The sequence below is a fragment of the Streptomyces sp. PsTaAH-137 genome (assembly GCF_003259365.1).
GTDB lineage: Bacteria > Actinomycetota > Actinomycetes > Streptomycetales > Streptomycetaceae > Streptomyces.
The window spans coordinates 334,313-355,056 of the sequence record NZ_QLLY01000005.1 but is presented as its reverse complement, the minus strand read 5'-3'; the positions used below and the strand labels follow the sequence as shown (position 1 = coordinate 355,056).

Here is a 20,744-nt window from a genome sequence, read left to right as displayed (position 1 = left end):
ATCGGTCATACGACGGCCTCCACGAGCGGCTGACGGTCGTCCGCGCGGCTCCAGCGGCCCAGCGACATCTCCGCGGTGATCCCGGGGCCGAACCCGGCGAGCATCCCGCGGGCCGTGTCGTGCGCGCCGCCCTCGTCGAAGAGCCGGCGCAGCGCGTCCAGGACCACGGCACTGGCGATGTTCCCGTACTCCGTGAGCGTGGCCCGGCTGAAGCGGAACGCGTTCGGCGGGACCTGGAGGAACTTGCTGAGGTCGTCCAGGATGCGCGGCCCGCCCGCGTGAATGATGTAGAAGTCCAGCTCAGACGCGTTCCAGCCGTGCAGGCCCGCCAGCTTGTGGAGCGCCGGAGCGAGCGGTTCCATCGTGGTGGGCACCCGCTTGTCGAGCAGGAAGTGGAACCCGGTGGCGCGGACGTCGTACGCGATCCAGTCCTCGGTCTTCGGGATGAGGTACGAGCCGTTGCGCTCCAGGGTGATGCCGGTTCCGCCGCGACCGCGCACCACGGCGGCCGCGACACCGTCGCCGAAGAGCCCGTTCGACAGCAGCGAGCCGATGCCCAGATCCGTCGGCTGGTAGCACAGGGAGCAGAACTCGCAGGCCACGATCAGCGCGTTCGCGTCCGGATAGGCCGTGCAGAAGTCGTGCGCCCGGTTCACCGCGGCGCCGCCCGCCGCGCAGCCCAGCTGGGCGATGGGTATCTGGCGGGTGTCGCTGGAGAAGTCCATCTCGTTGATCAGCCACGCGGTCAGCGACGGCATCATGAAGCCCGTGCAGGACACGTAGATGATCACGTCGATGTCGGCGGCCCTGAGCTGCGCGTCGTCCAGTGCCCGCCGCACCACCGCGGGCACCCGGGCCTTGGCCTCCGCCTGGTAGAGCGCGTTGCGGTCCTCGAACCCCGGGTGCTTCAGGGTCTCCTCGATGGGCTGCACGAGGTGTCGCGTCTGCACGCCCGTGTTCTCGATCAGGCGGAGCGCCAGCGGGAGTTGAGGGTGGTCGGCGTGGTGGGAGCGTGCCAGAGCGAGCGTCTCTTCCATGGTGATGACGTGTTCGGGCACGGAGACAGCGGGTCTGCACAAAGTGGCCATGAGCCTGCGCCTTCTGGTCGCCCCCCGGCTGAAGAGTGGCCTCCCCGTCACGGGGAGGTCCACCCACGATCACCCGCCGGGCGCCGTTCGTCCCGTCGGACTACTCCATGCCGGTCGCGCGGCGAGTGACCGTGGCCCGGCCTCGTGGCCGTTTTCTCTAGGCCTGGCCGGTGCCCAGCGCGGTGACGAGCGCGGCCGCCGGATCGGACGCGGCGGGACCCGCGGGGGCCCAGCGCCCCCGTTCCTTGCGGTACGGCCACCAGCGGCCGTCGCGGCCGAGCCGCAGCTGGGTGGCGCCGTCCGAGAGCGTCCAGCGCCCGCGCGCGCCCTTGAGGACCGGCCGCTCGTCCTCCTCCCAGGCCGCTTCGAGTGCGGCACGCGCGCGTGCCGCACTTCGGGCGTCGGGAGTCCATGCGTCCTCCAGGACGGCCAGAGCGGCGACGCCCCCGTGCTCCCAGGCGCGGGCGGCCAGCGCGAGACCTTCCCGGTCCCGGCCCGACGCGCGCGCGAGCCGTACGGCGACGTGCTCCGGCGGCGCCGCCGCGGCGAGCCGCGCGGCATCGGCGGACGGCGACAACTCCTCCGCGACGGGTCGCTGCGGATGACCGGTGGTGAGCGCGTCGGACAGCAGCCGGTGGGCCTCGGCGGCGGCCTGCGCGCCCAGGAACTCCAGCGCGTCGACGTCCGTGTCCCCGGGCGGCGCCGTCTCGGTGTCCAGGACCGGCGGCAGCCCGGGCTCGGCCGGCAGGAGCGGCGGCGGGGGCAGCGGCGGCAGGACGATCGCCGACGCGTAGGCATCGGCGGCGTCCACGCCCCCGGGCTCTCCGCTCTCCCGCTCGGCCGGCGCGGGCGCGGCGGCCGCCGCGCTGCGCACCTGGAGCTCGTCGAGCAGGGACCGCTCGTCCCGCCCGCGCAGCAGAAGCAGCACGAAAGGATCCTGGTCGAGCAGTCGTGCCACCTGATAGCTCAGCGCGGACGTGTGCGCGCAGTGGTCCCACGCGTCACAGTCGCACCGCGGCTCCAGGTCGCCGATCCCCGGCAGGAGTTCCACACCGGCCGCCGCCGCGTCCTCCACCAGGTGCGGCGGCATCTCACGGTCGAGGAGTGCGGCGATGTGCCCCGACCGTTCGACGGCCATGCCCAGGAGGCGGTCCCAGTCGTCGCCGTCCAGCTGGTGCAGCAGCACGTCGGAGCGGTGCAGCGCGCCGCCGCGGTCCCGTACGACGGCGGTGATCCGCCCCGGCCGTACCGACACCGCACCGACCGCCCCGGCCCGTGCCAGCCTGCGGCCCGCCTTGAGCTGGGAGAGGTCGAGGGCCGTGTCCTCCAGGGCCTTCAGCCACGCCTGACCCCACCAGGTCGCGGCGAAGCCCCTGCCCTGGGCGGGCGGCAGAGCGGCGAAGACGCGCTCCTGGGCATCGCCGGCCTCGCGGCCCTCGCCGAACGCGTCCTGGTCGTCGTACAGGTCACTCATCGCGATCCCCCTCGCAGCTCGACCAGATCGGCCAGTTCGGCGTCGCTGAGCTCGGTGAGGGCCGCCTCGCCCGCCCCCAGCACGGCGTCCGCCAGCTCCCGCTTGCGGACGAGCATCTCGGCGATGCGGTCCTCGATCGTGCCCTCCGTGATCAGCCGGTGCACCTGGACGGGGCGCGTCTGCCCGATCCGGTACGCGCGGTCGGTGGCCTGCGCCTCGACGGCCGGGTTCCACCAGCGGTCGTAGTGCACGACGTGTTCCGCTCGCGTGAGATTGAGACCGGTACCGGCCGCCTTCAGAGAGAGCAAGAAGACGGGCACCTCTCCGTCCTGGAAGCGCCGCACCATGTCCTCGCGCCGCGCGACAGGGGTGCCGCCGTGCAGGAACTGGCTGGTGATGCCCCGGTCCGTGAGGTGCCGCTCCACCAGTCGGGCCATCTGTACGTACTGCGTGAAGACCAGCACGCCCGCGCCCTCGGCCAGGATCGTGTCCAGGAGCTCGTCCAGCAGCTCCAGCTTTCCGGAGCGTCCCGCGATGCGCGGCCGGTCCTCCTTGAGGTACTGCGCCGGGTGGTTGCAGATCTGCTTCAGAGCGGTCAGCAGTTTGACGACGAGACCGCGCCGCTCGAACCCCTCGGCGCCCGAGATCTCCGCCAGGGTCTCGCGCACCACGGCCTCGTACAGACCCGTCTGCTCCTTGGTCAGCGACACGGCCCGGTCGGTCTCGGTCTTGGGCGGCAGCTCGGGCGCGATGCCCGGATCCGACTTGCGGCGCCGCAGCAGGAAGGGCCGCACCAGCCGGGAGAGCCGCTCGGCCGCCGCGGGATCCTTGCCGCCCTCGACGGCCTGCGCGTACCGGGTGCGGAAGGTGCCGAGCCTGCCCAGCAGGCCGGGGGTCGTCCAGTCCAGGATCGCCCACAGCTCGGAGAGGTTGTTCTCCACGGGCGTGCCGGTGAGCGCCACACGCGCGCGTGCGCCGATGGTGCGCAGCTCCCGCGCGGTCGCCGAGAAGGGGTTCTTGACGTGCTGGGCCTCGTCGGTGACGACCATCCCCCACGAAGCGGCGGCCAGCCGGGCGGCGTCGAGGCGCATGGTCCCGTACGTGGTGAGGACGAACTCGCCGTCCGCCAGGTCCTCCAGGGACCGGCGTCCACCGTGGTACCGGCGGACCGGGACGCCCGGCGCGAACTTCTCGATCTCGCGCTGCCAGTTGCCCATCAGCGAGGTCGGACAGACCACCAGCGTCGGGCCCGCGGTCCCGTCGCCGGTCTGCCGGTGCAGGTGCAGCGCGATCAGCGTGATCGTCTTGCCGAGACCCATGTCGTCGGCGAGACAGGCGCCCAGGCCCAGCGAGGTCATCCGGGCCAGCCAGTTCAGGCCGCGCAGCTGGTAGTCGCGGAGTTCGGCGGCCAGCGCGGCGGGCTGCTCGATCCGCTCGGCCGGGTCCGTCCCCTCGGGGTCCGCGAGGCGGTCCCGCAGCCCCTCCAGCCAGCCCGTCGGGCGCACCTCGACCCGGCGGCCGTCCAGTTCCGTCGAGCCCGTCAGAACGGCGCTCAGCGCGTCGACCGGGGTGACCTTGCGGTCCTGGTGGGCGCGGGCCCGCCGCGCCTCGTCCGGATCGATCAGCACCCACTGGTCGCGCAGCCGCACCACCGGCCGGTTCGCCTCGGCGAGTGCGTCCAGCTCGGCCCTGCTCAACTCCTGGTCACCGAGGGCGAACCACCAGTCGAACGCCAGCAGCGCGTCGGCGGACAGGACCGACGGCGCGCCCGACGTGAGCCGGTCGTCCCCGTCCCCGTCCGAGGGGCCGATCACCGCGCGTGCCGTCAGCTTCCGGGCGAGTTCCTTCGGCCAGTGCACCTCGACACCCGCCGCCGACAGGGCCCGCGCCCCGTCCCCGAGCAGGTCTGTGACCTCCTCGTCGGCCAGCTCGACGGCTTCCGGGACGGCGGCCGACAGCAGCGGGGCGAGCGGTGCCCACGCGCGCGAGGCGCGCCGCAGTGCCAGGAGCGCGTCCATCCGGGCCCGTGCGCCGAAGGCCCGCGCGGCCGGGCCGTCGCCCGCCCACACCTCCGCCGCGTCCGCCATCAGCGTGGGGTCGGCGACGCTGTGCAGCTGCGGCACGGCCCGGAAGGACGGCCGCGTCTCCTCCTCGGTGGCCGGCGCCAGGCCCAGCACCTCCACCCGCAGGGAGATCCGCACCCCGGCGTCGTGCCCGGCCGCGACGTCCGCCGCCCACGGACGCAGCTCGGGCACCCGGCGCGGACCCCGCGCGGCGAACACGGCGGACCCGGTGGCCGCCTGCGCCGCGGGGGAGCGCGGCAGGGTGTCGGCCACCGCGTCCAGGAAGGCCCGCAGCAGCCGCTCCGGAGCGTGCAGCCGGGGCGGCTCGTGTCCGTCCAGCGGGACAGCGTGCGCCTGTGGTGGCATCGCGGCGGCCAGCTCGCGCAGCCGTTCCAGATCCTCCGCGCCCAGCGGGCCGGACCGCCAGGCGTCGTGCTCCTCGGCGCTCAGTCCGGGCAACAGCAGCCCCCGGGCGGCGAGTTGCATTGCGAGCAGAGCGGCGGCGCCCCAGAACGCCGTCGTCGGGTCGGCGTGCGCGGCCGCCCGCGCGCGCGTGAGCACGGGAAGCGCCACTCGCACCGGCAGCTCCACGGCGGACACCGTCACCTCCTCGCCGGGCAGCACCAGGGGCACCCGGACCCGGGAACCCGCCGCCGGCAGGGGCACCTCGTCACCGTCGGGGCGCCAGAAGGCGACGGTCGAGGCACGCGCCGGATCGGAGGGAAGGAACAGGGCGCAGCAGCGCACGAGTTCCGCCGTCTCGGCGGGTGTGGGCGCGGGATGCGTGTGCTCGGAGATGACTGCTTCCTCGTTCTTCCGTCTCGAAGGCATCGGATGCTCGGACTCATCAGAATCGATCTCTGCATCGATTGTCCCGGTCATCAAATTTGACTACCCGCTCTGGAGGCGCCGAGGTTACACCCCGGCGCCGAGCGGACGGTCACCCTCCGGTCGTGACCTGAATCACCCCACCCCTAAGGGTGTGGCTAACCCCCTTCGGAGGCCGGGTGGTGGCGCCATGGCTGCCCAAGGCGCCCGATCCGTACGTTCGTTGAGGTCGGGCCGACACACGGCCCGCCCCCACGCCGTCGCCCGTCACAGACCGGAGAACTGCCATGTCGCTGGCCGTCGCCGCACCGCCGTCCCCGCCCGACACGAGCAGCGAATTCACCCCGCTGCTGAGGGACGTCAAAGGGCAGGGACTGCTCGACCGGCGTACGGGCTGGTACGTGCGCGTCATAGCGGGCAACGCCCTCGCGCTCGCCGCCGTGGTGGCCGGTGTGGCACTCATAGGCGCCTCCTGGTGGGTGCTGGCGCTCGCCCCCGTCCTCGCGGTACTCGGCGCCCGCACCGCGTTCATCGGGCACGACGCGGGCCACTCCCAGATCACCGCGAACCGCTCCGTGAGCCGCGCCATCGGCCTCGTCCACGGCAATCTGCTGCTCGGCATGAGCTACTCCTGGTGGAACCAGAAGCACAACCGGCACCACGCGAACCCGAACCACATCGACAAGGACCCCGACGTCGCCGCCGACGTGCTCGTCTTCACCAGCGGACAGGCCGCCACGCGCACCGGCTTCCGCGGCTGGCTCACCCGCCACCAGGCCTGGCTCTTCTTCCCGCTCACGCTCCTGGAGGGCCTGGCCCTGAAGGTGTCCGGCTTCCAGGACCTGCGCCGCCAGAGCGGCCGCGAGCGCCTGGTGGAGGGCACGCTCCTCGTCGCCCACGTCGCCGGCTACGTCACCCTGCTGCTGACACTGATGCCGCTCGGCCACGCCCTCGCCTTCGCCGCGCTGCACCAGGCACTGTTCGGACTGCACCTTGGCATGGCGTTCGCGCCCAACCACAAGGGCATGGAGATGCCCGACCCCGACGGCGACAAATGGGGGCACCTGCGCCGCCAGGTCCTCACGTCGCGCAACATCAAGGGCGGCCCGCTGACCGACTGGTTCCTCGGCGGCCTGAACTACCAGATCGAGCACCATCTGTTCCCCAGCATGCCCCGCCCGCACTTGCGCCTCGCGCAGCCCATGGTCAAGGCACACTGCCGGGAACTCGGCGTCCCCTTCACGGAGACCGGTCTCATCGACTCCTACCGCCAGGCACTGCGGCACATGTATGAAGTGGGAGAGCCGCTGCGGGCCGACATCTGACACGCCCCCGCGGAGGGCGCCCCGCCCAGGGGCGCCCCGGGGCGCGGGATCAGGGACATCTCAGGGTCGTCCACAGGAACCGTGGGCGACGCGGGCCCGTTTCTCACAGCAGAGGCGAGCCCGCTCCACCCATCCGAGGGCGAGCCGCCCCGAAGGAGGCCAGACACATGTCGAGGAACGCGAAGATCGCCGTGGGAGGCGTGGCGGCCGGGATCATCCTGCTGATCTGGCTGCCCTGGTGGGCGGCCCTGCTCATCGTGCTGGGCGTGCCCACCGCGGCCTACCTGATGCTCGATCCGTCACAGCGGCGCCGGCTGCGCCGCGTGTCACGCAGGGAGATAGGACGCTAGGCCGGACCTACGACGCACCGACGTCGCAGGAGTTGACGACGTCACCGCTCGCCGGCCGCGCCACGGTGTGGTCCGCGGGCGGCCTCGTGCCGTGCTCCACCCACGTGGTGAGCGTGTCGAAGGCGTCCCGGTAGCACGGCAGGATCGGCCGCAGCCGGTCCGGATACGTGTCGTACAGGCCGTCGGTGTGCGTGCCGTCCTGGATCCGGTACGTGCGATGCAGCCGCTCGCGCCCCTGCGCGGCCGTCATCCGCGCGTACACGTCGGCGTCCGTGGCGATCGGCAGCAGCGTGTCCAGGTCGCCCTGGAGCGTCAGCAGGGGCTTGCCGACGCGTCCGGTCAGCGCCACGCGTTCGACGGCCCGGCGGACCGACGCGGGGCGGTCGGTGTAGCGGTAGGAGGCGTCGGAGGCGCAGGGCGCGAGGATCTGGTCCAGCGTCGAGCCGGCCGAGGTCCCCGGACAGTCCGGGTCGTACGCGGGGTCGAACGCGGCGCGGTACACCTTCTGCGTCAGCCCCCAGTACGCCTTCTGGTGGTAGGGCCACAGGAACTCGGAGCCTCGCGCGAAACCGGCCGCGTACATGTCGTCCGCGTCGGCCGTCCCCCGGCCGTACGCCACGGCGGTCGGCAGCGAGGTGAGCAGACCGGGGCCGTGCGCCGTCCACAACACGCCCTCCCAGTCGACGCCGCCGTCGTACAGCTCGGGATGGTTCTCCAACTGCCAGCGCGTGAGATAGCCCGCGTTGGAGATGCCGGTCATGTAGGTGCGCCGGGGGGAGTGGCCGTAGCGGAGGGCGACGGCCTTTTTCGCTGCTCGCGTGAGCTGAGTGGTGCGGTCGTTCCATTCGGCGACTGCGTCACCGGCGCGCGTACCGTCCCGGTAGAAGTCCGGCCCCGTATTGCCTTTGTCGGTGGCGGCGTAGGCGTATCCCTGGGCGAGGACGCGGTCGGAGATGGCCGTGTCGGTCGAGTACTGCTTGCGGTTGCCCGGCGCGGCGGTCACCACCAGGCCGCCGTTCCAGTGGTCGGGCAGCCGGATCACGAACTGGGCGTCGTGGTTCCAGCCGTGCGTGGTGTTCGTGTGCGAGCCGTCGCGGAAGTAGCCGTCGAGCTGGATCCCCGGCACGCCGGAAGGATTCAGGGTGCCCTTGGCGGTCAGCCCGGCCTGGTCGGCCATGTCGGTGTACGCGGTGCCCGCCAGGCCCGCCGTGGTCAGGTCGTCCAGACAGGCCCGCTGCTGGAAGGCGGCGCCCGGCACACGCGTGTGCTCCTGCCGTGCGCACTGCGCGACCTGGGGCGTGGCCGCACTCGCGAGGTGCGACCCGGAAGCGGTCAGCACCACGAGAGCGGCGGCAAGCAGGGGAACGGCTCTGGGCGTACGCATCGAACGGCCTCCTCATGAGGGGATGAAGAGGCCTCATCGTCGGCGCGCCGCACGCGCGCACCTATGGGGCGGGGCCACATCGGGCGTCAACGTCCTATGTGGCAGCGACGGTTCACACCTGACGTACCGCTGGGGCAGCGGCGGCTCAGACCGGACGCACCGCCATCTTGTCGAGCGCCTCGAGGAGGCCGGGCAGCTCGGCGCCCCGGCCGACCGGAAGCACTTCGCCCGGTTCGTCGTCGAGGAGGACGAAGGCGATGTCGTCCGTCCGCGCCACCATCGACCAGCCGGGACCGTCGGCCCGCAGCGTCCGGGCGTCGCCGGAGGCGAACGCCGAGCGTACGCGGCCCAGTGGCGGCGGCGAGTCCACGTAGGCACGGACCTCCGCCAACACGCGACGGATGCCTGCATGGGGCTCGTCCGGGGCGGTCGTGTCGTCGGATTCTGCCGCGGCGGTGTCGTCCGTCGCGTCGGCGGGCTTGTCGCCGCCCGCCGCGTCCGCCGTCACCTCGGTGCCTTCAGTGCTTTCGTCAGCTCCCTCTGTGGCGAACTGGCTGTCGTCGATCTGTGCGCGCCACTCGGCCCACTGGAGGGCTATCTCGTCCGCTCCCAGGCGCCGCTGAGCCGGCCCCCACGTCTCCGTGTCGGGCGGGGTGAGCGGCGGCCCGTCGTCCGCCTCGGAGTCGGGCGCGGGGTCGTGCGGCGCCGGAACGCCCGGCGCCGACACCGCGAGCGCCAGCGGCCAGCCGGGCAGCGCCGACACCATGCTGTTCTCGTCGGGGGAGAGGTCGTACTCCATGCCGCAGTCCCAGGACGCGATGGCGACGGCGACCAGGGACACGTCGTCGACGACGACCGTCCAACGCGCGCCGTCCCCGTCCTGGCCGAGCACCAGCCCGTACCCGTCGGCCAGCGGCGCGAGCCCCAGCGCGGAGCACGCCTCCGGGTAGTCGTCGCCGAGCACGCTGGGGAACTTCGCGGGCGTCAGCAGCACCGCGGTCAGTACGTACAGCGCGTCGTCCCCGGTGGCGACAGCGTCGTCCGTCCCGGCCATGCCAGCCTCCCCTGAGCTTCGTTCCGTCGGCGTGACCTTAGTCAGTCGCGGACGATGTCGTACAGGGGCGATGACCAGGAAAATCAGTCGCCGGAACGGACGTGTACGCGGCTGGTGGACGGCATGTCGACAAGACGTGTGCGCTTTGTGTGCCTCACGTGTCTCATGTACCTCACGTGCCGTGGGGGACAGAGGTGCCCGGCGATGTCAGGCGGCGGGCAGGCCGAGGAGGCTGCGTGCGACGGCTCGGGGCGACTCGTCGCGCTCCCGCGCGAGCGCGACGATCGCCCGGCACGCCAGTTCGTTGACCCCGAAGGCCAGGGCGTTGGGGTCCACCCAGCTCACGGCCTCGTCGACGCGTTCCTGGTCGTCCTCGGCGCACGCCGCCACGTAGGCGGCCGCCGCTTCGAACAGATTGGGCGCCCGTCGCGCTCCGCCCGCCGTCGGCCCGGGCCCGGGCGCCGCCTGCGCCTCGTCCCGCCGTCGTTCCTCGCGGCGTGCGGACCTCTTGCGCCACGTGCTCCATGCCTTGCGGACTCTGTCGAGCATGAGGGCCACCGTCCCCAGTTGATCGTCATCGGTCGATCAAGTACGTCGACGCGGCGTCGAGTTGAAGCCATGGTGGCAGAAGGCGGCCGGGCCGACTCCTGGACGGCGACCGTCAACTCGCCTCCGGCGAAAGCGAGGTGAGCATGTCGCGCAGCCAGACGAGTTCGGTGCGGCTGGTCGCTCGCGCGATGGTCAGGATCCCCTGCCGGAACGGGTCGTCCAACTCCTCCGCCCGCAGCGGCCGTTCACCCGCGTAGAAGAAGCTCGCGGGCTCCTCCAGGAAGACGAGGCGCTGTCGCAGTACGTCCGCCTGCTCCCGCGGATCCTCCAGGTGCCGCAGGAACGCGAGCACGGTGAACCAGCGGTTCTCGTCGGTGATGTCCGCGCGGGCGGGCTCCCGGAGCCTGCGCCGCAGCTCCGAGCGGCCCGCTTCCGTGAGGCTCAGCATGTGCCGGGGCGCCGCGACCGCACCGGGCTGTGTCTCCCGCGTGAGCAGCCCCGCCTTCTCCATGCGTTTGATCGCCGGGTACAGCGTGCTCTCGGCGACGGGTCGTACGTGACCGGTGAGCGCCGTGATGTGTTTGCGCAGCTCATAGCCGTGCAGGGGGGCGTCGAAGAGGAAACCGAGGATGGCGAGCTCCAGCATCCCCACATTGTGGCGCATGTGACCATCGCCGGGGTACCTCGTATGCGTAGTACTTCGTAGCCGATGTATCGTCGAAGACGCAGGAAGTGGTGGTCGAGGGGATCGGCAAGCGATCCGGGCGGGAGTGCGTCATGCGACAGGCGGCGTTCGATGGGTCGGGGAGCCATGTCCGATGGACGGAGGTGGCGGGCGCGGAGCCGGCCCGGGTGTGGGTCCACGGCCTCGGCGCGGCCTCGACCGTCTATCACGCCCATGTCGCGGCCCGGCCCGAACTGGCCGGCCGCCGTTCGCTGTTCGTGGACCTGCCGGGGCACGGCATCAGCGACCGTCCCGCCGGTTTCGGCTACACGCTGGAGGACCACGCGGACGCCCTGGCCGCCGCGCTCGACGCCGCGGGAGTGAGCGGGGCGGAGATCGTCGGGCACAGCATGGGCGGCGCCGTGGCGATCGTCCTCGCGCACCGACGGCGTGACCTGGTGTCACGGCTCGTCGTCACCGAGGGCAACCTCGACCCGCACCCGCCGCTCACCGCGGGCAGCAGCGGAATCGCGTCCTACGAAGAAGACACGTTCGTGACCAGGGGCGGCTACGCGCGTGTGCTGGAGCACGTCGGTCCCCTGTGGGCGGCCACCATGCGCCTCACCGACCCGCTCGCCCTGCACCGCAGCGCCGTCGGCCTCGTCCGCGGTACGGAACCCACCGTGCGCGCCATGCTGGAGGCGCTGGAGATCGACCGGGTCTACGTCCAGGGCGCGCTCAGCGGGGAACTGCCCGGCGCGGAGCGCCTGACGGCCTCGGGCGTCCGGATCGTCGAGGTGCCCGGCGCGGGGCACAACGTCATGTTCGACGCCCTGGACGCCTTCGTGGCCGCCGTCAGCGGGTGACGAGCCCCGGCCCGGCAGGCCCGGACCGGCTCAGCGCTCGCGCACCGCCAGCGCGAGGAAGCGCGTGTCCTCGTCGACGTACGACGTCAGCCGCCAGCCCGATCCGGCCAGCAGCGGGCGCAGGCGGGGCTCCGACCGCAGGTCGTCCGGGGTGAGCTGCCGGCCGTGGCGCGCGGCCAGGGCGGCCCTGCCGATCGGATGGAAGAGGGCGAGGATCCCGTCGGGCCGCACCACACGCGCGAGTTCACGGAGATTCTCCTCCGGATGCGGCAGGTGCGAGATCAGCCCCGCTCCGAAGACCGCGTCCAGGACACCCGCCCGCAGCGGCAGCCGGGACACGTCCGCCAGCAGCAACTGCCCGTCGCCGTCCCGGCCCGCCCGCACGGTCGCCGCCAGCATCGCCGGTGTCAGATCGGCGCCCAGCACCGACCCCGCAGGGCCCACGGCCGCCCGCAGCGCGGGCAGCGCCCGACCCGTCCCGCACCCGGCGTCGAGCACTCTGCCGCCGGGACGCAGTCCCAGGGCGGAGACCGCGGCCGCGTACGCCGGACCGTCGTCGGGGAAGCGGGCGTCCCAGTCGGCGGCCCGGGCCGAGAAGAACTCCTGCACGCGTGTGGGGTCATCGCTCATGCGCACCATGATTGCGCAGCCCACTGACATCAACGGTGGCGCGGCAGGCGGACGGAACGTCGAAAGATGCCCATCCGAACCGAAAGGGTCGCAAGCGCGTACGGTGCACACGTTCGACCCTGGTGCGGTCGTTCAGTGCCGCATCTCAGTCATCTTCCAACACCTTTCGAAATGCGCCCCAGTCGTGCGCCCCCACCAGGGCTAGCGTCCCTGAGCCATGGGACACCTGGACCACGCCACCTTCGGCTGGCTGACCCCCGTGCTGTCGTATCTGATGGCCTGCATCGGCGCGGCGCTCGGCCTGCGCTGCACCGTGCGCGCCCTCAACGCCACCGGCCGCACCCGGCGCAACTGGCTCATCACAGCGGCCTCGGCCCTCGGCACCGGGATCTGGACGATGCACTTCGTGGCGATGCTCGGCTTCGGCGTCACCGGTACCGAGATCCGCTACAACGTGCCGCTCACCATCCTGAGCCTCGTCGTCGCGATGGCCGTCGTCGGCGCCGGGGTCTTCGCCGTCGGCTACAGCCGCGAGCGGACCCGGGCCCTCGCCCTGGGCGGCCTCACCACCGGGCTCGGTGTCGCGAGCATGCACTACCTGGGGATGGCCGCCCTGCGTCTGCACGGCAGCATCAGCTACGACCCGCTCCTGGTGGCGCTGTCCGTGGTGGTCGCCGTCATCGCCGCCACCGTGGCGCTCTGGGCGGGCCTCAACATCAAGTCGCCTGCGGCGGTGGCGGTCGCGTCCCTGGTCATGGGCGGCGCGGTGAGCAGCATGCACTACACCGGCATGTTCGCGGTGAGCGTGCGCGTGACCCCCGCGACGACGTCGCTGCCCGGCGCCTCGGTGATGCAGTTCGTCTTCCCTCTCGCGGTGGGACTGGGCTCGTACCTCTTCTTGACCTCGGCGTTCGTCGCGCTGTCCCCGACCGCGCACGAACGGCGGGCCTCCGCGTCGGCCCAGCAAGCACTGGAGAGCAGCACAGCCCGCTGACCATCGGCCGCGACGCGTCCGCCGACCCCCATCCCGATCGAGGAGCCCATGCGCCCGCCCCGCAGTACTCCCGGCTCAGGCCCGCCACCGACCCCCGCGCCCCTGGCGCGCGGACGGCGCGCCCACGCCGGACCACCCGCTGCCGAGGACGCCGACGGGCTCCTGCCGGACGGGCGGCCCACGCGCGCGGGCCGCCGCCATCTGCGCCCCCGTACGGTCCGGGCGAAGATCATCTGTCTGCTGATGGTGCCCGTCGTCTCCCTGCTCGCCCTGTGGGGCTACGCGACCGTGGCCACCACCCAGGACGTCGCACGGATCCGGCAGGCGCAGCAGGTCGACTCCACGGTGCGCAAGCCCGTCATCAGGGCGGTGACGGCGCTCCAGGCGGAGCGGGAAGCGGCGGTGGGCTACGCCACCGCGCCCGCGGCCGACCGGGGCGATGTGCTCAAGCGGCTCGGCACCACCACCGATCGCGCAGTCGCCGCCCTGCGTACGGGCCGGGACACCACCGTGGCCGACGGCGTCGACCTGCCGCACGGCGTGGCCGACCGGCTCGCCGCCTTCGTCACGGGCGCCGAGAAGCTGCGCTCCGTACGCGTCGCGGTCCTGGAGCGCCGTACCGGCTGGGACACCGCCTACGGGCAGTACACCGGGAGCATCGGCACGGCCTTCACCGCGGTCGGGACACTCACCGGCATCCAGGACCCGGCATCGGGCTCCGACGCGCGCGTACTGCTCGAATTCGGCCGCGCGGCCGAGATGCTGTCCCGGGAGAACGCCCTGCTGACGAGCGCCCGGCTGACCGGAGACCTGGACGACGTGCGCCTCCGGCTGTTCATCGGCGCCGCCGAGACCCGCAGGACGCTCACCGACACGGCCACCACCGATCTGCGCGGGCCCGACCGAGCCGCCTGGAACCGCCTCGCGGAGGGGAGCGCGTACGGCGACGTACGCGCCGTCGAGGACCGGACGCTCAGCGCGCGGCCCGGGCGCAAGGCGCTCGCCGCGGCAGCCACGGACACCTGGGTCGTGGCACACGCGACCGTGCAGGACGGCATGCGCGCCATCGGTGCCGACACGACCACAGGCCGCGCCGGTCCGTTCACCAGGGGGCTGTTCACACCGGCGGGAGCGGCCGTGCTCTTCGGCCTCGTCGCCGTGGCCGCCTCGCTGGTGATCTCCGTCCGGATCGGCCGCGGCCTCGTGGTCGAACTGATCAGCCTGCGCAACACCGCCCTGGAGATCGCCCGACGCAAACTCCCGCACGCGATGGGCAAACTGCGGGCCGGCGAGGAGATCGACGTGGCGGCGGAGGCGCCCCAGGGGCCACCCGCGGAGGACGAGACCGGACAGGTCTCGGAAGCGCTCACCACGGTGCACCGCGCGGCCCTGCACGCAGCCGTGGAGCGCGCCGAACTCGCCAACGGCATCTCCGGTGTCTTCGTGAACCTGGCCCGCCGCAGCCAGGTGCTCGTCCACCGTCAACTCGGGCTCCTGGACAGCATGGAGCGCCGCGCCGAGGACCCCGGCGAACTCGGCGACCTCTTCCGCCTCGACCACCTCACCACCCGGATGCGCCGCCACGCGGAGAGCCTCATCATCCTCTCCGGAGCCGCACCGGGCCGCGCCTGGCGGGTACCCGTCCCGCTGACGAACGTCTGTCGTGCGGCGGTCTCGGAGATCGAGGACTACGCGCGCGTGGAGGTACGCCACCTCGCGGCCGTCGACGTCGCGGGCGCCGTCGTCGCCGACCTCACCCACCTGCTGGCCGAACTCGTCGAGAACGCCGCCCAGTTCTCACCTCCGCACACCAAAGTGCGCATCAATGGCGAGCCCGTCGCCAACGGCTATGCGATCGAGATCGAGGACCGCGGTCTCGGCATGGGCAGAGAGGCCCTCGACGAGGCGAACGAACGCATTCAGCAGTCCGAGACACTCCACCTGTTCGACAGCGACCGGCTCGGCCTCTTCGTGGTGAGCCGCCTCGCCCGTCGGCACGACATCAAGGTCAACCTGCGCACCTCCCCCTACGGGGGCACCACAGCGGTGGTCCTCATGCCGACCTCCCTGCTGCACAAGGACGTCGCCGAGACCGCCGACACCCCGCACCCACCGTCCGAAGAAGAGCGCCGCTACGCGCGCGTGCCCGAGCCCGAAGCAGCGCCCATGAACGGAAACCCCGTCCCCGCACCGACATCCCGCCCGGCGCTCGCCCCCTCGGCGGGACCGGCACCCGACGAAACGCCGCATCCTCCCGGCGTCACCGCGCTCGGGTCGCGCGTGCCCCCGAGCCCGGAAGGCGACGACTCCGAGGACACCAGAGGTCTGCCGCGCCGGGTGCGCCAGGCCAGTCTCGCGCCCCAACTGCGTACGCGCCCCGAGGACCGGCCGCCCTCCGTGCGTGGTGTTCCGGAGCCGGGGGAGCGCACCCCCGAACAGGTCCGGGCCCGGATGGCGTCCTTCCGGGACGGCTGGCTCCGGGGCGGCGGACGTCCACCAGGCAGTGACAGCAGCGGAGGAGACCTCACATGATCAAGGAACCGACGACGGGCACGGCCCACGGCTCCGGCGAACTCGACTGGCTCCTCGACGACCTGGTCACGCGGGTCACGGAACTACGGCACGCCGTGGTGCTCTCCAACGACGGGCTGGCCGTCGGCGCCTCCAACGGCCTCGTCCGCGAGGACGCCGAACACCTCGCCGCCGTCGCCTCCGGGTTCAACAGCCTCGCCAAGGGCACCGGCCGGCACTTCGGCACCGGCGGTGTGCGGCAGACCATGGTGGAGATGGACGACGGATTCCTTTTCGTGGCCGCCGCAGGTGACGGCTCCTGCCTCGCGGTCCTGAGCACCGCCATGGCGGACATCGGTCTCGTCGCCTACGAGATGGCCCGCCTGGTGAAGCGGGTCGGTGAACACCTGCGTACACCGACCCGGTTCGGCGGGTCGTCGGCCGGCGCGGTCTGAGCGAGCGGTTGCCACGCGATGGACGACGACGCGGACGACCCGCATCACCTGGACGACGACCTGTTCGACGACCCCTGGCAGACCCGCGCGGGCCCTCAGGAGCGCGGCCGTCCGGAAGTACCGGGCGGCCAGTGGTTCGATCACGAGGCCGGCCCGATGGTCCGTCCCTACACCGTGACGGCCGGCCGGACCTCGGCCGGCCCCCAGGGAGCGCAGTGCGACCTGATCGCCCTGGTGTCGCTGGAATCCGCGTCGTCGGACGTCTCCGACGACACCGACCTCGGGCCCGAGCACCGGTCGATCATCGAGATGTGCCGCGCCGAGACGCAGACCGTCGCCGAACTCGCCGCCGGCATCCAGGTTCCCGTGGGGGTGGTCCGGGTGCTCCTCGGTGACCTGCTCGAACGGGGCTGCGTCACGGTCAGCAGCCCCGTTCCGCCCGCACGGCTACCGGCCGAAACGATCTTGAGAGAAGTCATCGATGGACTCCGAGCACTCTGACGCCACCGCCGAGGGCGCGTCCCTGGCCCTGAAGATCCTGGTCGCGGGCGGCTTCGGGGTGGGCAAGACCACGCTGGTCGGCGCGGTCAGCGAGATCCGGCCGCTGCGCACCGAGGAACGCCTCAGCGAGCTGGGCCAGTCGGTGGACGACACCGCGGCCGTGGCCCGCAAGACCACCACGACCGTGGCCATGGACTTCGGGCGCATCACCATCAGATCAGGTCTGTCGCTCTACCTGTTCGGCACGCCGGGACAGGACCGCTTCTGGTTCCTGTGGGACGAGCTGTCGCAAGGGTCCCTCGGCGCCGTCGTCCTCGCGGACACCCGACGGCTCGAGGACTGCTTCCCCGCTGTGGACTACTTCGAGCACCGCCGCATCCCGTTCGTCGTGGCGGTCAACTGCTTCCCGGGCGCGAGGGCGTTCGGGGCGCACGAAGTGGCACAGGCCCTCGACCTCGACCGCGGGACCCCCGTGGTGCTGTGCGACGCGCGCGACAAGGACTCGGGGAAGGAGGTGCTGATCAGGCTCGTCGAGTACGCCGGGCGGATGTACACCGCCCGGCTGCTCGACTCGGTCGGCTGACCGGCCCGGCCGGTTCAGTCGGCTACGTCACCGAGCGCCACGACCTTGTCGACGCGGACCCGGACGACGAGTTCGCCGGGTACTCCGTTGCGCCTGCCGAACTCCTCGGCGCGGTCCGCGCCCATGTACCGGCCGCCGATCCGGGTGGCCGATTCCACCAGTTCCACCGGGTCCTCGCTGAGTTCGGCGTGGCCCTGGATCGTCACGAACGAGAACGGCGGCCGTTCGTCGTCCACGCACAGGGCGACGCGGCCGTCGCGGGCCAGATTGCGGCCCTTCATCGTGTCCTTGCCGGTGTTGAAGACGATGTCGTCGCCGTCCAGGACGAACCAGACCGGCGCGATGTGCGGTCTGCCGTCCTCCCGCACCGTGGACAGCTTGGCCGTGCGCGTGCCCTCGGAGACGAAGGCATGCCATTCCTCATCGGTCATCTTGTGTGCCATGGGTCCATCCTGCTTGCCCGGAGCGCGGCCGTGGGGAAGGCTTGCGAGACACATCCTCCGGGCAGGGGAGCGCCGTGCCCGGGGACGGGGAGTCACAGGGGATCGGGGAGACAGGAACATGGCGGAGAACACGGGACTCGGTTGGCTGCTCGACGACCTGACGGGGCGTGTCGAACACGTACGCCACGCCCTCGTCCTGTCGAACGACGGCCTCGTCACCGGTGCCAGTACCGAGCTGGGCCGGGAGGACGCCGAACACCTCGCCGCCGTCTCGTCAGGACTGCACAGCCTCGCCAAGGGATCGGGCCGGCACTTCGGCGCCGGGGGCGTCCGGCAGACGATGATCGAGTTCGATGACGCCGTCCTGTTCGTCACGGCCGCCGGGGACGGCAGCTGCCTGTGCGTGCTCAGCGACGCGGAGGCCGACATCGGCCAGGTCGCGTACGAGATGACCCTTCTGGTCAACCGGGTCGGCGAACACCTCGGGGTCGGCAAGCGACAGCCGGAAAGGACCCCCGCGGCGGAGCGCTGACCTGCGGTTTTTCGGCGGCGGTGGAGTTATCCACAGGCTCGCACGGGGAGGGTCGATCCGCGCTACGGTTTTCCCAGTCGGTCACGGAGAGTGATCAGACGGTTCCGTTCGACGGGGGAGAACCATCGTGCAAGGCAACACCATGACCAGGCCCCAGGGCAGCGCTGCGCGTGAACTGGGGCTCAAACGAGGCGAGTTCGATCTGGCCGTGCGGCTCGGCCGGATCCGCACCGTCGCGGCACCGGACGGCGGGCTGCGCCGGGTCCCGCGCGAAGAGATCGACCGCATTCGCGAAGCCGAAGGATTTCCGGACGCCCTGCGTGAGCAGGTCCGCGTGGTGGGCACCGCGCAGGGCGCGTCGATCATGGACATTCCGTCGAGCCGCTTCACCCGGCTCGCCCGCGCCGGGCTGCTGAGGCCCGCGAAGTTCTACGTGAACCGGTACAGGACCGTGGTGTGGCTGTATCTGGCGGAAGAACTGCGGGAGTTCGCGCGGTCCGAGGTCCACGCCCCGCTCCTGACCGGCCGGGCTCCGGCGGAGATGCGCGTCCGGATCGCCGCCGGGGAGGACCTGCGGCCACGGACCTGGCGGGCCCGGCACGCCGGATATCTGCTCGGCCAGTGCGGCGATCCCTGGGAGCGGGCCGCCGCGATCACCACGTTCCTCGACGCGGACCTGCTCGCCGAGATGGTCGAGAGCCCCCGCGAGCGGACCCACCTGCTGCGGCTGCGGCCCCACGAGAGCTGGTACGGGGCGCCGGACTCGCCCACGGCACAGGTCGTCGAGCGGATCCTCGTCGCCGACGGCCCGGACGAGATCAGCTGGCTGCGGACCCATCTGCTGATGAGCCTGGACAAGGCCCGCCGACTGCGACCGGCGCCACCCCTGACCGCTCAACGGCCCGCACTCAACGGACCGCGAACGCCCGAGGACCCGACGCGTCCCGAGAACTTCACGATCCCCGCCCCGGCCGAGCCGGCCCGAAGCCTGTGGGGGCGCCTCCTCGGCAGACGAGGCTGAACGCGACGGCGGGACGGCCTATGCGGAGCCGCCGCCCTCGACGGCGTCCAGGTCCTGGGCGTAGTGCTCGATCGCGGGCCGGTAGCCCACGATGTCCGGGTCGGAGCTGGTCGCTGCCAGCACCGTCAGGAGCAGCCGCATGCCGTCATGAGAGCGCCCCACGTTGTACAGCGCCATCGCCAGGAACGTCCTGAGCGCGTTGTCCTCGGGAAATTCGACGGTCGCCGCGCTCAGCGTGGCGACGGCGTCCTCGTACCGGCCGAGGGTGCGGTAGGTGCTGCCCAGGCCGAGCAGCGCACCGCGCCGTTCCTCCGTGGCCAGCCCCGGACCCGCGAGCGCGTCGACATAGTGCGGGACGGCCTCCGCCTCGAGGCCGAGCACGTCGTGGACCCACGCCGCCTGGTAGGCGACACGGACGTCCTCGGGGAACCGGGCGCGCAGGGCGAGCAGTTGCTCGCGTGCCTCCTCCCGGTGGCCGGTCTCGCGCAGCCGCACGGACTGCGCCAGCAGCGTTTCCAGGTCGTCCGACTCCACGGCGCTCACGACCCGAGCTTCCGGAACAGGCCTTCCTGCACCACGGACACCAGCAGTCGCCCCTCGACGTCGTAGATGCGGCCGCGGGCCAGACCGCGGCCGCCCGTCGCGATCGGAGACTCCTGGTCGTACAGGAACCACTCATCGGCACGGAAAGGACGGTGGAACCACATGGCGTGGTCGAGCGAGGCCATGTCGAAACCGCGCGGGCCCCACAGCGGCTCGACCGGCAGCCGCACGGCGTCGAGCAGCGTCATGTCGCTGGCGTACGTGAGCGCGCAGGTGTGCACGAGCGGGTCGTCACCGAGGGGACCGACCGCGCGCATCCACACGGCGCTGCGCGGCTCGGCGCTCTCGACCTCCTGCGGGGTCCAGCGCAGCCGGTCCACGTACCGGATGTCGAAGGGCTGGCGCCGGGCCATGCGCTCCAGAGCCTCGGGCAGCGCCCCCAGATGCCCCTTGATCTCTTCGGCGATGGTCGGCAGCGACTGCGGGTCCGGAACCTCCCGGGCCGGCGGCAACTGGTGCTCGAAGGCTCCCTCTTCGGGCATGTGGAAGGAGGCGGTGAGATTGAAGATCGTGCGGCCCTGCTGGACGGCGGTGACCCGGCGGGTGGTGAACGAGCGGCCGTCCCGGACCCGTTCGACCTGGTACACGATGGGCACGCCCGGGCGGCCCGGGCGCAGGAAGTACGCGTGCAGCGAGTGCACGGGACGGTCGCCCTCGGTGGTACGGCCCGCGGCCACCAGGGCCTGCCCGGCGACCTGCCCGCCGAAGACGCGCTGCAGGGACTCCTGCGGGCTGCGCCCACGGAAGATGTTGACCTCGATCTGCTCCAGGTCGAGCAGGTCGACAAGCCGCTCCGCGGGATTCGTCATGCGTGGTTCTCTCTCGT

General features: G+C 72.2%; 21 protein-coding genes. 10 read left to right on the top strand and 11 right to left on the bottom strand.

Annotated features, from left to right (window positions below):
- Nucleotides 1-5: 5 nt before the first annotated feature.
- The 3 genes from K377_RS13380 to K377_RS13370 all read right to left on the bottom strand — a co-directional run bounded on the left by K377_RS13380 (nucleotide 6) and on the right by K377_RS13370 (nucleotide 5,456).
- Nucleotides 6-1,088, bottom strand: coding sequence for a type III polyketide synthase (locus K377_RS13380; RefSeq protein WP_111663514.1), 1,083 nt, complete (start codon nucleotides 1,086-1,088; stop codon nucleotides 6-8).
- A gap of 157 nt (nucleotides 1,089-1,245) precedes the next feature.
- Nucleotides 1,246-2,562 carry an SWF or SNF family helicase gene (locus tag K377_RS13375; RefSeq protein ID WP_111663513.1) on the bottom strand — a complete coding sequence of 439 codons (1,317 nt, stop codon included), beginning with the start codon at nucleotides 2,560-2,562 and terminating at the stop codon, nucleotides 1,246-1,248.
- On the bottom strand, nucleotides 2,559-5,456 hold the full coding sequence (locus K377_RS13370) for a DEAD/DEAH box helicase (RefSeq protein WP_111663512.1): 2,898 nt from the start codon (nucleotides 5,454-5,456) through the stop codon (nucleotides 2,559-2,561). The genes K377_RS13375 and K377_RS13370 overlap by 4 nt, the downstream gene beginning before the upstream one ends.
- Nucleotides 5,457-5,740: 284 nt before the next feature.
- On the opposite strand from K377_RS13370, the gene K377_RS13365 reads away from it, so the two are divergent.
- Nucleotides 5,741-6,778: an acyl-CoA desaturase gene (locus tag K377_RS13365; protein WP_111663511.1), complete on the top strand. Its 1,038-nt coding sequence runs from the start codon at nucleotides 5,741-5,743 to the stop codon at nucleotides 6,776-6,778.
- A 167-nt stretch (nucleotides 6,779-6,945) separates the two neighbouring features.
- Complete coding sequence (locus K377_RS13360; protein WP_111663510.1) at nucleotides 6,946-7,128, top strand: hypothetical protein; 183 nt, start codon at nucleotides 6,946-6,948, stop codon at nucleotides 7,126-7,128.
- 7 nt (nucleotides 7,129-7,135) lie between these two features.
- Here K377_RS13360 and K377_RS13355 read toward each other — a convergent pair whose 3' ends face one another.
- From K377_RS13355 to K377_RS13340, 4 genes are all read right to left on the bottom strand, one after another.
- Nucleotides 7,136-8,512 (bottom strand): tannase/feruloyl esterase family alpha/beta hydrolase, encoded by a 1,377-nt coding sequence (locus K377_RS13355; protein ID WP_111663509.1) that lies wholly within the window; start codon nucleotides 8,510-8,512, stop codon nucleotides 7,136-7,138.
- A 145-nt stretch (nucleotides 8,513-8,657) separates the two neighbouring features.
- Entirely contained in the window at nucleotides 8,658-9,566 is a 909-nt protein-coding gene (locus tag K377_RS13350) for a hypothetical protein (protein ID WP_111663508.1), read from the bottom strand.
- A 207-nt stretch (nucleotides 9,567-9,773) separates the two neighbouring features.
- Entirely contained in the window at nucleotides 9,774-10,115 is a 342-nt protein-coding gene (locus K377_RS13345) for a hypothetical protein (RefSeq protein WP_111663507.1), read from the bottom strand.
- A gap of 112 nt (nucleotides 10,116-10,227) precedes the next feature.
- Complete coding sequence (locus tag K377_RS13340; protein ID WP_111663506.1) at nucleotides 10,228-10,761, bottom strand: PadR family transcriptional regulator; 534 nt, start codon at nucleotides 10,759-10,761, stop codon at nucleotides 10,228-10,230.
- A gap of 131 nt (nucleotides 10,762-10,892) precedes the next feature.
- Here K377_RS13340 and K377_RS13335 point away from each other — a divergent pair, with 131 nt between their 5' ends.
- On the top strand, nucleotides 10,893-11,645 hold the full coding sequence (locus K377_RS13335) for an alpha/beta fold hydrolase (protein ID WP_111663720.1): 753 nt from the start codon (nucleotides 10,893-10,895) through the stop codon (nucleotides 11,643-11,645).
- A gap of 30 nt (nucleotides 11,646-11,675) precedes the next feature.
- On the opposite strand, the gene K377_RS13330 is transcribed toward K377_RS13335, so the two are convergent.
- The gene (locus K377_RS13330; RefSeq protein ID WP_111663719.1) at nucleotides 11,676-12,275 is read right to left on the bottom strand and encodes a class I SAM-dependent methyltransferase; all 600 of its coding nucleotides are present in this window, start codon (nucleotides 12,273-12,275) and stop codon (nucleotides 11,676-11,678) included.
- 217 nt (nucleotides 12,276-12,492) lie between these two features.
- Here K377_RS13330 and K377_RS13325 point away from each other — a divergent pair, with 217 nt between their 5' ends.
- The 5 genes from K377_RS13325 to K377_RS13305 all read left to right on the top strand — a co-directional run bounded on the left by K377_RS13325 (nucleotide 12,493) and on the right by K377_RS13305 (nucleotide 17,319).
- Nucleotides 12,493-13,269, top strand: coding sequence for an MHYT domain-containing protein (locus tag K377_RS13325; RefSeq protein WP_111663505.1), 777 nt, complete (start codon nucleotides 12,493-12,495; stop codon nucleotides 13,267-13,269).
- Nucleotides 13,270-13,317: 48 nt separating this feature from the next.
- Nucleotides 13,318-15,801 (top strand): nitrate- and nitrite sensing domain-containing protein, encoded by a 2,484-nt coding sequence (locus tag K377_RS13320; protein ID WP_111663504.1) that lies wholly within the window; start codon nucleotides 13,318-13,320, stop codon nucleotides 15,799-15,801.
- Entirely contained in the window at nucleotides 15,798-16,235 is a 438-nt protein-coding gene (locus K377_RS13315) for a roadblock/LC7 domain-containing protein (RefSeq protein WP_111663503.1), read from the top strand. Before K377_RS13320 ends, K377_RS13315 begins: the two co-directional genes overlap by 4 nt.
- Before the next feature lie 156 nt (nucleotides 16,236-16,391).
- Nucleotides 16,392-16,736 carry a DUF742 domain-containing protein gene (locus K377_RS13310; protein WP_237552002.1) on the top strand — a complete coding sequence of 115 codons (345 nt, stop codon included), beginning with the start codon at nucleotides 16,392-16,394 and terminating at the stop codon, nucleotides 16,734-16,736.
- Nucleotides 16,717-17,319 carry an ATP/GTP-binding protein gene (locus K377_RS13305; protein ID WP_111663501.1) on the top strand — a complete coding sequence of 201 codons (603 nt, stop codon included), beginning with the start codon at nucleotides 16,717-16,719 and terminating at the stop codon, nucleotides 17,317-17,319. Before K377_RS13310 ends, K377_RS13305 begins: the two co-directional genes overlap by 20 nt.
- A gap of 14 nt (nucleotides 17,320-17,333) precedes the next feature.
- Here the strand turns inward: K377_RS13305 and K377_RS13300 are convergent, their stop codons facing one another.
- Complete coding sequence (locus K377_RS13300; protein WP_111663500.1) at nucleotides 17,334-17,762, bottom strand: PPOX class F420-dependent oxidoreductase; 429 nt, start codon at nucleotides 17,760-17,762, stop codon at nucleotides 17,334-17,336.
- A 118-nt stretch (nucleotides 17,763-17,880) separates the two neighbouring features.
- On the opposite strand from K377_RS13300, the gene K377_RS13295 reads away from it, so the two are divergent.
- Together K377_RS13295 and K377_RS13290 are read left to right on the top strand one after the other, a co-directional pair.
- Entirely contained in the window at nucleotides 17,881-18,294 is a 414-nt protein-coding gene (locus tag K377_RS13295; RefSeq protein ID WP_111663499.1) for a roadblock/LC7 domain-containing protein, read from the top strand.
- 142 nt (nucleotides 18,295-18,436) lie between these two features.
- The gene (locus K377_RS13290; protein ID WP_202455910.1) at nucleotides 18,437-19,315 is read left to right on the top strand and encodes a DUF6397 family protein; all 879 of its coding nucleotides are present in this window, start codon (nucleotides 18,437-18,439) and stop codon (nucleotides 19,313-19,315) included.
- An 18-nt stretch (nucleotides 19,316-19,333) separates the two neighbouring features.
- Here K377_RS13290 and K377_RS13285 read toward each other — a convergent pair whose 3' ends face one another.
- Complete coding sequence (locus K377_RS13285) at nucleotides 19,334-19,849, bottom strand: tetratricopeptide repeat protein (RefSeq protein ID WP_111663718.1); 516 nt, start codon at nucleotides 19,847-19,849, stop codon at nucleotides 19,334-19,336.
- A 5-nt stretch (nucleotides 19,850-19,854) separates the two neighbouring features.
- Nucleotides 19,855-20,727, bottom strand: a complete 873-nt coding sequence (locus K377_RS13280; RefSeq protein ID WP_111663497.1) for an acyl-CoA thioesterase II — start codon at nucleotides 20,725-20,727, stop codon at nucleotides 19,855-19,857.
- Nucleotides 20,728-20,744 lie beyond the last annotated feature (17 nt).

Coding starts and splice junctions, on each gene's coding strand:
- K377_RS13350 (WP_111663508.1), bottom strand. CDS start 9,566: ATGGCCGGGACGGACGACGCTGTCGCCACCGGGGACGACGCGCTGTAC.
- K377_RS13280 (WP_111663497.1), bottom strand. CDS start 20,727: ATGACGAATCCCGCGGAGCGGCTTGTCGACCTGCTCGACCTGGAGCAG.
- K377_RS13360 (WP_111663510.1), top strand. CDS start 6,946: ATGTCGAGGAACGCGAAGATCGCCGTGGGAGGCGTGGCGGCCGGGATC.
- K377_RS13365 (WP_111663511.1), top strand. CDS start 5,741: ATGTCGCTGGCCGTCGCCGCACCGCCGTCCCCGCCCGACACGAGCAGC.
- K377_RS13345 (WP_111663507.1), bottom strand. CDS start 10,115: ATGCTCGACAGAGTCCGCAAGGCATGGAGCACGTGGCGCAAGAGGTCC.
- K377_RS13320 (WP_111663504.1), top strand. CDS start 13,318: ATGCGCCCGCCCCGCAGTACTCCCGGCTCAGGCCCGCCACCGACCCCC.
- K377_RS13325 (WP_111663505.1), top strand. CDS start 12,493: ATGGGACACCTGGACCACGCCACCTTCGGCTGGCTGACCCCCGTGCTG.
- K377_RS13375 (WP_111663513.1), bottom strand. CDS start 2,562: ATGAGTGACCTGTACGACGACCAGGACGCGTTCGGCGAGGGCCGCGAG.
- K377_RS13370 (WP_111663512.1), bottom strand. CDS start 5,456: ATGCCTTCGAGACGGAAGAACGAGGAAGCAGTCATCTCCGAGCACACG.
- K377_RS13340 (WP_111663506.1), bottom strand. CDS start 10,761: ATGCTGGAGCTCGCCATCCTCGGTTTCCTCTTCGACGCCCCCCTGCAC.
- K377_RS13300 (WP_111663500.1), bottom strand. CDS start 17,762: ATGGCACACAAGATGACCGATGAGGAATGGCATGCCTTCGTCTCCGAG.
- K377_RS13380 (WP_111663514.1), bottom strand. CDS start 1,088: ATGGCCACTTTGTGCAGACCCGCTGTCTCCGTGCCCGAACACGTCATC.
- K377_RS13355 (WP_111663509.1), bottom strand. CDS start 8,512: ATGCGTACGCCCAGAGCCGTTCCCCTGCTTGCCGCCGCTCTCGTGGTG.
- K377_RS13330 (WP_111663719.1), bottom strand. CDS start 12,275: ATGAGCGATGACCCCACACGCGTGCAGGAGTTCTTCTCGGCCCGGGCC.
- K377_RS13335 (WP_111663720.1), top strand. CDS start 10,893: ATGCGACAGGCGGCGTTCGATGGGTCGGGGAGCCATGTCCGATGGACG.
- K377_RS13310 (WP_237552002.1), top strand. CDS start 16,392: ATGGTCCGTCCCTACACCGTGACGGCCGGCCGGACCTCGGCCGGCCCC.
- K377_RS13305 (WP_111663501.1), top strand. CDS start 16,717: ATGGACTCCGAGCACTCTGACGCCACCGCCGAGGGCGCGTCCCTGGCC.
- K377_RS13295 (WP_111663499.1), top strand. CDS start 17,881: ATGGCGGAGAACACGGGACTCGGTTGGCTGCTCGACGACCTGACGGGG.
- K377_RS13290 (WP_202455910.1), top strand. CDS start 18,437: ATGACCAGGCCCCAGGGCAGCGCTGCGCGTGAACTGGGGCTCAAACGA.
- K377_RS13315 (WP_111663503.1), top strand. CDS start 15,798: ATGATCAAGGAACCGACGACGGGCACGGCCCACGGCTCCGGCGAACTC.